The organism is Devosia sp. J20-27 (assembly GCF_055808595.1).
The window spans coordinates 2,256,161-2,265,507 of the sequence record NZ_CM147875.1 but is presented as its reverse complement, the minus strand read 5'-3'; the positions used below and the strand labels follow the sequence as shown (position 1 = coordinate 2,265,507).

Annotated in this window: 9 protein-coding genes; 5 read left to right on the top strand and 4 right to left on the bottom strand. The window is 61.6% G+C overall.

Annotated elements, in window-relative coordinates; genetic code table 11:
• Positions 1-124: 124 nt before the first annotated feature.
• Positions 125-403: a hypothetical protein gene (locus tag AC0L4C_RS11105; protein ID WP_473399621.1), complete on the bottom strand. Its 279-nt coding sequence runs from the start codon at positions 401-403 to the stop codon at positions 125-127.
• Positions 404-592: 189 nt separating this feature from the next.
• Between AC0L4C_RS11105 and uvrB the strand changes: the two genes are divergently transcribed.
• The gene (gene uvrB / locus AC0L4C_RS11100) at positions 593-3,151 is read left to right on the top strand and encodes an excinuclease ABC subunit UvrB (RefSeq protein ID WP_473399619.1); all 2,559 of its coding nucleotides are present in this window, start codon (positions 593-595) and stop codon (positions 3,149-3,151) included.
• Positions 3,152-3,575: 424 nt separating this feature from the next.
• Complete coding sequence (locus AC0L4C_RS11095; protein ID WP_473399617.1) at positions 3,576-3,890, top strand: hypothetical protein; 315 nt, start codon at positions 3,576-3,578, stop codon at positions 3,888-3,890.
• Between the two features lie 159 nt (positions 3,891-4,049).
• On the opposite strand, the gene AC0L4C_RS11090 is transcribed toward AC0L4C_RS11095, so the two are convergent.
• From AC0L4C_RS11090 to AC0L4C_RS11080, 3 genes are all read right to left on the bottom strand, one after another.
• The gene (locus tag AC0L4C_RS11090; RefSeq protein WP_473399616.1) at positions 4,050-4,256 is read right to left on the bottom strand and encodes a hypothetical protein; all 207 of its coding nucleotides are present in this window, start codon (positions 4,254-4,256) and stop codon (positions 4,050-4,052) included.
• A gap of 797 nt (positions 4,257-5,053) precedes the next feature.
• Entirely contained in the window at positions 5,054-6,025 is a 972-nt protein-coding gene (locus AC0L4C_RS11085; RefSeq protein ID WP_473399615.1) for a retron St85 family RNA-directed DNA polymerase, read from the bottom strand.
• The gene (locus AC0L4C_RS11080) at positions 6,025-6,948 is read right to left on the bottom strand and encodes a retron St85 family effector protein (protein ID WP_473399614.1); all 924 of its coding nucleotides are present in this window, start codon (positions 6,946-6,948) and stop codon (positions 6,025-6,027) included. The genes AC0L4C_RS11085 and AC0L4C_RS11080 overlap by 1 nt, the downstream gene beginning before the upstream one ends.
• Before the next feature lie 990 nt (positions 6,949-7,938).
• On the opposite strand from AC0L4C_RS11080, the gene AC0L4C_RS11075 reads away from it, so the two are divergent.
• From AC0L4C_RS11075 to AC0L4C_RS11065, 3 genes are all read left to right on the top strand, one after another.
• Entirely contained in the window at positions 7,939-8,448 is a 510-nt protein-coding gene (locus AC0L4C_RS11075) for a pyridoxamine 5'-phosphate oxidase family protein (RefSeq protein WP_473399613.1), read from the top strand.
• A gap of 58 nt (positions 8,449-8,506) precedes the next feature.
• On the top strand, positions 8,507-8,821 hold the full coding sequence (locus AC0L4C_RS11070) for an SH3 domain-containing protein (protein ID WP_473399612.1): 315 nt from the start codon (positions 8,507-8,509) through the stop codon (positions 8,819-8,821).
• A gap of 107 nt (positions 8,822-8,928) precedes the next feature.
• Positions 8,929-9,279 carry an SH3 domain-containing protein gene (locus AC0L4C_RS11065; protein WP_417729673.1) on the top strand — a complete coding sequence of 117 codons (351 nt, stop codon included), beginning with the start codon at positions 8,929-8,931 and terminating at the stop codon, positions 9,277-9,279.
• The last annotated feature ends 68 nt before the right edge of the window (positions 9,280-9,347 follow it).

The window sequence follows — 9,347 nt, the reverse complement described above, 5'->3', positions numbered from 1 at the left end:
CGTCAACCTTTCGTTAACCATAAGTTACCGGGCAGAATCAGGCAATAAAAAGACCTCGCGCCCAGCACGGCGCGCAATAATCCAAAAACGAATTCTGTCAGCTACTTGCAGGCCTGGTGCGAGATCAGAGGCCGGGCGAGGACCGCGCCCGGCGCTTGCGCTTGTTCGTCTCGGGCCCGCTACGGCCTTCCGATCCAGCGGGCGGATCGCCCACGGCGCCGGTGGCATTGAACGGATCAAGCAGATGTCCGGGATCGAGTTGCCGCAGCACCCGCACGGTCTCGACCACCGTCTCCAGATTCACATGCCCCATGGCCACCAGTTCGCCGCCCGCGGCGGGCACCTCGCCGGGCGCGCGGACGCGATGCGGTCGATCGGTCGAAAATGTCAGGATACTGGCCATCGGACTCACCCTTCTGGCGTTCCAGCATCGGCCCGCAAGATTGACGAAGGGTTAGCACGATCGTTCCCTTTCCGTTCGCCTCGTGCTAGAAAGAGGAACGGCTCCCCCTGCTGACAGTTTGTGACACTGCACCTATCTATGGTGCTCCGTGCCCCAGTCCGGTTACGACCCTTTTCGAAACGAAGCACCATGGCCCAAGACAAGAAGTCCGCCTCCCCGAGCCAGTCGCGCCCCGGCAAGGCCGAATTCTCCATCGATGATTTCATCGGCGAGATCGAGAAGGCCGAGGCCGAGACGCTCAACAAGCGGCTGCCGCAGGAGCGCCTGAAGAACAAGCGCGCCCTCGACAACGCCGCGCGGCGCGCCGCCGAGGAACAGGCGCAGAAGCCGGCAAAGACCAGCAAGTCGAAAAAGTCCGCCGCCACCGGCATGACGCTCGCCAGCCCGAAATCCAAGGCCAACTCCGTCGACCGCCCCGATTTCGGCACCGGCTTTGCTGAACAGCAGCAGGCCGGCTTCGGCCATGTGCCCTCTTCCCGCTCCAATGTCGGCGGCCAGATCATCCCCTCGGGCACCCAGCAGGTCGCCCAGATCGGCACCGAGGTCGGCAATGTCGGCATCTCGGCCACCGTGCGCGCGCTCGAAGACATCATCATGCACGGCCGCAAGGAGGTGGAAGGCAACGCCGCCTGGAAGCCGCACCGGCCGATCCGGCCGCAGAAGTCCGAAGGCGGCATCCCCTTCCGCCTCGCCACCGAATACACCCCCGCCGGCGACCAGCCGACCGCCATTGCCGATCTCCTCGAAGGCATCGAGAACGGCGAGACCGACCAGGTGCTGCTCGGTGTCACCGGCTCGGGCAAGACCTTCACCGCCGCCCAGGTCATCGCCCGCACCGGCCGCCCGGCGCTGATCCTCGCGCCCAACAAGACGCTGGCCGCCCAGCTCTATGGCGAGATGAAGCAGTTCTTCCCCGACAACGCGGTGGAGTATTTCGTCTCCTACTACGACTACTACCAGCCCGAGGCCTATGTGCCGCGGACCGACACCTATATCGAAAAGGAATCCACCATCAACGAGCAGATCGACCGCATGCGCCACTCGGCCACGCGGGCCCTGCTCGAACGCGACGACGTCATCATCGTCGCCTCGGTCTCGTGCATCTACGGCATCGGCTCGGTCGAAGACTACACCGCCATGACCATCGACCTGCGCAAGGGGCAGCACATCGACCAGCGCGAATTGCTGCGCTCGCTCGCCCAGCTGCAGTACAAGCGCGGCGATGTCGGCTTCACCCGCGGCACCTTCCGGGTGCGCGGCGACACCATCGAGCTGTTCCCGGCCCACTATGAGGACGCCGCCTGGCGCGTCACGCTGTTCGGCAACGAGATCGAGTCCATCGCCGAGTTCGATCCGCTGACCGGCAAGAAGGCCTCCGACCTGCTCTCCATCCGCGTCTTCGCCAATTCCCACCACGTCACCCCGCGCACCACGCTGACCGGCGCCATCCGCGAGATCCGCAAGGAGCTCGCCGCCCGGCTGCAGGAGCTCAATGGCGCCGGCCGCTTCCTCGAGGCGCAGCGCCTCGAGCAGCGCACCCTGTTCGATCTCGAAATGATGGAAGCCACCGGCTCGTGCGCCGGCATCGAGAACTATTCGCGCTACTTCTCCGGCCGCAAGCCGGGCGAGCCGCCCCCGACGCTGTTCGAATATCTCCCCGACAACGCCCTCGTCTTCGTCGACGAAAGCCACGTCACCATCGGCCAGCTCGGCGCCATGTATCGCGGCGACCTGCGGCGCAAGGCGACGCTGGCCGAATACGGCTTCCGCCTGCCCTCCTGCATGGACAACCGCCCGCTCCGCTTCGAGGAGTGGAACGCCATGCGTCCGCAATCGATCTATGTCTCGGCCACCCCCGGCAAATGGGAGATGGAGCAGGCCGGCGGCGTCTTCGCCGAACAGGTCATCCGCCCCACCGGCCTGATCGACCCCCCGGTCGAGATCCGCCCCGCCAAATCCCAGGTCGACGACGTCGTCGACGAGATCCACCGCGTCACCCGCGACGGCTACCGCACGCTGGTCACCGTGCTCACCAAGCGCATGGCCGAGGACCTCACCGAATACATGCACGAGCAGGGCATCAAGGTCCGCTACATGCATTCCGACATCGACACCATCGAGCGCATCGAGATCATCCGCGACCTGCGCCTCGGCGTCTTCGACGTGCTGGTCGGCATCAACCTGCTGCGCGAAGGCCTCGACATCCCCGAATGCGCCCTGGTCGCCATCCTCGATGCCGACAAGGAAGGCTTCCTGCGCTCGGAAACCTCGCTGATCCAGACCATCGGCCGCGCCGCCCGCAATGTCGACGGCAAGGTCATCCTCTATGCCGACCACCAGACCGGCTCGATGGACCGCGCCCTCGCCGAAACCAGCCGCCGCCGCGAAAAGCAGATCGCCTACAACACCGAACACGGCATCACCCCGCAATCGGTCAAGTCCAACATCCAGAACATCGTCGACAGCGTCTACGAGCAGGACCACGTCACCGTGTCCATCGGCAAGGGCAAGGACGGCAAGGAACAGATCCATGTCGGCGAAAACCTCGCCGCCGTCATCAAGGACATGGAAAAGCAGATGCGCGAGGCCGCCACCAACCTCGAATTCGAAAAAGCCGCCAAACTCCGCGACGAAGTCAAGCGCCTGCGCGAGATGGAACTGGATGTGCTGGAGGGCACGGCGGACTGACGCCCGCGTCCGTCACATCGCGCCGCTGGCGCGCTGCATGGGGAGCGGAGAACCGGCCAATTGGCGGCTGACGGGCCTCGGCAACCCGGAGGTCCGACAACCGCCTCCCCCCCGCCGGCCGTCATCCTCGGGCCTGACCCGAGGACCCATCGCGATCCATTCCCGCCCCTCGTCCTTCGACAGGCTCAGGATGAGGGCCTCGGCCACATCGACCTTTGCTCAACGGGCGACCAGACCCGCCCTTCGCCCAACGCCCTGGCGACACCGCAAAACTCTCGGCCCTCATGGTGAGCCTGTCGAACCACGAGGGCTGCCACTGACCTGTCCCGTGCGCTACGGCACCCACCCTCCATCACCCGCCCCGATCCCCGGCATCGAAAAATTTCGTTGGACGCCGGCGCGCCGCCCCCCCAATGATCGCGCCATGACCGCCGCCGCCCGTCCCGTCGCCATCCCCGCCTCGCTGCAGCCCGGCAGCAATAACGGCCCGCCGCTCGATGACAGTCCGCGGCCCTGGGGCGCCGGCCCGATCGGCAATTTCTTCGAGTGGAAGGCGGCGAAGCTGGCAGCCGATGACGTGCCCTATGACATCGCGCGGCTCTGGGTGCGCCGGGCCGCGGCGCTGGGCCTGACCTATGCCGAATATGCGCTCGAGGTGCAGGAGCGCGGCCGCCGGCTCGGCCCATCCGACACCGACCGCATCGCCGCCATCAAACGCCGCCGCCCCATCCGCTACTGAGCCCGCCCCGCCCTCTCCTGCTCTCCCCGTTCACGGCGGAAAACTGGAGAGCTCAGCGCAAAAACCTCAGTCGGGTCCGCCCCCGTTTCACGGGGGAGGGGGACCGGCGGAGCCGGTGGAGGGGGGGTCCCCATCGCGCGCCAACCGAGCATCCCCGCCCTACCCCGTGTGACACGGCCGCGAGCAATAAAAGCAGCCGTTCGACTGGCGATATCTCTTCCTCGCCGCCGCCACGGCGGTGTCGCAGGCGGCATGCTCGCCCAGATAGGTACGGTTGGCCGCACCGGGCATGTAGCTGCACCCGTCCCGGTGCACCTCGTGGTCGCCATTCGCTTGTGCGTGATCATTGACATAGTAGCTGGCCATCGGACCTCTCCTCGCCTGGATTTTCCAGTCGATCAGAGTCGCCCGCCGGCTCCAGTCGTATCCGCCCCTAGGGACGACTACGCACGCCGTCGCCCCCTCCCCCGGCTCACGCCGGTCCCCCTCCCGTGAATAGATGAGGGACCCGCCTGAGAGCCCCGCGCCCAACCTCCCGCCGTCCCGTCATCCCCGGGCCAGCGGCCCGGCCCCGCTCTCCCCCAGCCGCCGTCATCCTCGGGCTTGCCCCGAGGACCCACGCGATCCAGCCCCCGGCCCCCGGCCTTCGACACGCTCAGGATGAGGGACTCCTCCGCAGCGTCGTCGTCTCGTCTGCGCCGAAACTTCTCTCGCTCGCCTACCCCGCGCCAATCTCTCAGCCCGCATGGTGAGCCTCCTCATGGTGAACCTCCTCATGGTGAGCCTGTCGAACCACGAACCACGAACCACGAACCAGGAACCAGGAACCAGGAGGGCCCCGCCTTGCAGCGAAACCCCGACCGAGCTCCCTGCGCCGCCCACCCCGCCCATGGGCCGCCCACCAGCCACTCCCGCTCCTCCCCCGTTCACGGGGGAGGGGAACCATGCGCAGCATGGTGGAGGGGGGGCAGTTTCTGTGGGCGACATCGACCCATCGCACAGGCCCCTCTCTCCCCTTGCGGGAGAGACGCGAGACGTCGAACCGGCTGTAGGCAAAATTGCGTCAGTGGCGCGATTTCAGGTAAGGCTGCGGCAGCCTCCGGCGCTAGCCCCGCTCTTCTTCCGGCCATAGCTAGGTTCAGGCGAGGCCAAGCCTCTGCCCTCTACTTTAGTCGTCCAGAGGACCTATTAATCAAAAGCTGTCTAGGCGCATCAACCGTTAATCTACCTAGTAGGTCATTACCGTATTTAGCTTTTAGCATTACGATAAAATTTGGCTCAACAGCGTTGATATACGCGAGATATCCGCTAAGTTTAGCTATCTCTAAATAGTTCAGCTTTCCGAGCATGAAGTAATGCACCTTTGCGCGCACCAATCTTTTCTTGTCTCGACCTATAGTTACATTTCCATCGTTTGATAAGATAAGACCTGTAACTAGGCGTTTATATTTCTTCGTCGCAAGAACCGTCTTGTTCTCATTAATTGTTATTCGTGGGCAAGCCACATCCCGTATGGCGCGATCCACAATTTTACGCACAGCGTTGAGGTGTCCGGTCCTGGGGGCAGAAAACGTTAAATCATCTGCATATCTCGAATAGGTCACCCCTTGCTGGCGGCACTGCTCCGAAACCAGTTTGTCAAAGTCAAACATAATTATATTCGAGAGAATGGGAGAACTTGGAGCACCTATTGCAAGCCTAAGCTCGCGAACTTGGGGTTGACGATGAAATAGGAGAGTTGAGGTCATCTCAATCTCCTCCTCATCGAGGACGCACCTCGTGCGCTCGCAGTACGACCTCCAATCAGAAGCTCTAATAGAAGAAAAAAAATCTGCGAAATCCATCTTCAGGATGGGGCCGTTTCGGCTGTGAATCTCGGCGTTTTCTCTAATCGACTTTCCATGTCGATATGCCATTGCTGCATCGTGGATTGGGAGACCCGAAAGTAGGATATCGACGAGAGCCCTTTGAAGAACTTTTATCTCACGTGCAGGTTGTGCTATCGGGCGCAGGCCACCCGAGCGCTTAGGTATTGCAAAGCGCTTATATCGTAAGGGCGCAGCACGCATTAGCTTTGCGACGGAGCTTTCCGGCAGCCCCGTTTTCAAAGCCATTTGGCCCAGAAGTGACGCCATTATCCCGCCCCCACTGTGGCAATGATAGCATTAAATCTTTCCGGCTCACTCGCCTTCCAGTGTTGGCGGATGTCCATTCGCCAACGGAAGCGATCAATCTTTTCGACATCACCCCTAAAAAGGTAGTGCATGGCGTCCTTTTCCGCCTTCGCGACGAAATATGTATTGAGACCGCGCTTATCCCGGACAACCCAATCAGCGAACTCTGCGCATAGAAGCAGGTTGGTGATTTGGTCCTTGTCGCGACTGACACCGAATGCATCCAAGTGCAGCCACATTTCATCCAAAGTAAGAGCGCCGTAGTGCTGCAGCAACCCCACCGCAAGCTTAATAATATGACCTGATCGTTGAGGATCAAACGTGCTGTGTTCGTGATAGCTGGCGATTCTATGCTTAATAGCACCTTCCATCATTAAAGTGAAGGCACCGATATCAAGTCCAGAAACGTTGCGAATACTTTCAAGTTTAAGGTCAGACAAATTGAGAACGCACAGGGAATGCTCGCCATATGAGTTGGTTAGCAGACGAATTAGCCCCAATGTGATGAAAGAATCAATTTTATAGTTCTTGTCATCCATGACGACGAGCATTCGACGCGAAATCTCTTCCACCATTGCGAATGCACCAAGCTCAGCCGCGCTGCCGTAGCTCTCCGAGAACAGAAGTATTAGCTCAGATATCTGAGCAATGTCATTCTCGAAACTAAGGATGTCCTTATAGTTCCCTCTTGGGAAAAACCCGTTTAGCTCCTCTGCAATAAGAAATCGATATCTTTTAAATGGATCTTTATCCTGCTTTCGAGCAAACGCATCTCGCAAAGAAGGTGCCGGATCAACCTTTATATCAATAGGACCGCCACAAAGAAAAAGTATGGAAGTAGGCGCGTTGACCCGAATACTATTCGGATCAACGCAATATACCAATTCTGGAATATTTGAACTAGCTAGCACTTACCTAGGCGGTGTGGAGAAAGGGGGCAACGTTTTGAGCGGAGCGTGCGCGTCGAAGACGTGACAAAGCGTTGCCGCGTTTCTCCACGCCGATAATACTCCACAATAAAATGAGATCCTGCGAAGCGCCGGACCAAGCAGACATTAACGTCTACTCTATTCGCGTAAGTAGCAGACACTGTTAACGCAATTCGTGGAGTGTCAGAAGCATCATTTAGTACAACTACCGCCGCGAGTGCTGCGGGTGCAGGACTACCAAAGAATCCTCCAACGCCAACACTGACCGCCCCTCCTCCCCGCTTTTCCCCAGCCATCTCCCGTTCATCCTGCAGCCAATCGCGTCAGACGGCGTTCAGTTATCCCCGGTCCCCTAACCTCCATTACAATCCCCCATCGCCACACCCGAGCGACGGTTGCAAACGAGCATCCGGTGCGGCGAGGCTGGGTGGTGCGGGGTCGTCCTGCATCAGGTCAAGCCGGGAAGGTCATGCGGGCGCAGGTAACCCGCAGCCTTAATTTGCTGCCGCTGGCGAGGGTTCGGTCCGATCGCCACAAAGGGTCCGACTGGGGAAAGGTGAAGAGCCTGGCCTGGTCAGAACGAGGGCCTGCGGCGGTGGGGCGATCCGCAAACGCCCCGGGCCTCCCGGTATACGCCCAAAATCCCGGTCGCAACGGCGGGCCAAGGCCCTGGCCGGGCGGTCTATGCGTCCGGTTTACGCACCATCGACGGACTTTGGCCCGCCGCTGTTCGCTTTCTGCCGAAACCCGGAGGCCGCACGGCCGTCCGGCGCCTCGCCGTGCCTCAGTTGGAGCCGCTCTTTCACGACGCCCGGACGAGCGCCGCGAGGCCCCCCCCCCGCGCGCCGCTGCACGCGCCCCGCCGGAACGCCCGCGGCGCCGGCAAATGTGACGCAACTCCCGACCGGCGCGGGCGTTGAGCCAGCCAACAAGGAGATTTCCAGCATGGCTCATCACGACCAGCAGCACACTGACAAGACCCCGGCCGAAATCATCGACCGCGTCTGGGAACTGGCGGAAAAGATCGATTTTTGCATGTTCGTCACCTGGGACGGCGAGCGCCAGCAGGCGCGGCCTTTGTCCTCGCGCGTGCATCGCGACGAAAACGCCATCTATTTCCTGGTCTCGGCCGAGGGCCACAAGAACAGCCAGATCGATCGCTTCCCGGTGGTCAATCTCGCCTATGCCGATACCGGCGCCATGGACTACGTGTCGATCTCCGGCACTGCCAGCCTCAGCAATGACCGCGCCAAGATTGCCGAGCTCTGGAGCGCCTTCGACAAGGCCTGGTGGGATGACGAGAACGATCCCGATATCCGGCTGATCACCGTCAGCCCCGAGCGCGCCGAGCTCTGGGATTCGCCGGGCAAGCTGGTGGCCTTCACCGCCATGCTGACGGCCTCGGTCACCGGCGCCAAGCCCGATTTCGGCGACAATGCCACCGTCCGTCTCTGATATGCTAATCTGGGCCCGGCGCGACATCCGCGCCGGGACAGAACTGCGGAGTTTTGCGATGCTCAGGCCACTCGTTCTCGCCGCCGCGCTCTTGGCACTCGCCACGCCGGCTTTCGCCGCCTCCACCGCCCGCGCCACCGGCAACCTGCCGATCCGCTCGGGTCCGGGCGACTATTACCGCACCATCGGCACCCTGCCCGACGGCACCCGTGTCGGCCTCTCGCAATGCACCCGCCACAGCCGCTGGTGCAAGATTGTCTATGACGACGGCCCCGATGGCTGGGTGCTCGGCTCCTACCTGGTGGGCTCCCCCGCCAAGGCCCGCGTCACCCCGCCCGACTTTTCCGGGCGCTTTCTCGATTTCGGCTTCTGATCGATAAAATCCAACCTGTACAAGGCCTTCAGAAACGGTTCAGGCGGCGCTTCCTAGTGTTGCGGTCAAGGCAGAGATGCCAACACCCCAATGGAAGGAACCACGAAATGTTCGCTCATACCGTCAAGACCGTCGCCATCGCCGCTGTTGTCGTCTTCGCAACCGCCGGTGCCTCGTTTGCCGCCCAGTACGCCTGGGTCGACCAGTCCACCAACGTCAAGAAGTTCCACAAGAACGTCGGCCCCACCGTCAACCACGTCTCGGCCGGCGAGAAGGTGAAAATCATCGGCTCCTGGAACAACTGGTACAAGATCCAGATCCCGGGCCCCGATGGCTGGGTGCGCAAGCACAAGCTCTCGCTCAACAACTGGAACAACAACCCGTGGCCCAACAACGGCGGCAATGGTGGCCAGATCTGCTTCAACGGCCAGTACGGCTCGGTCTGCCTCAGCAACTGATCCGGAACGCTTCAAAAATCACCGCCTCGTGTCCGGACGCTGTCCGGATGCGGGGTGGTCGTTCATTT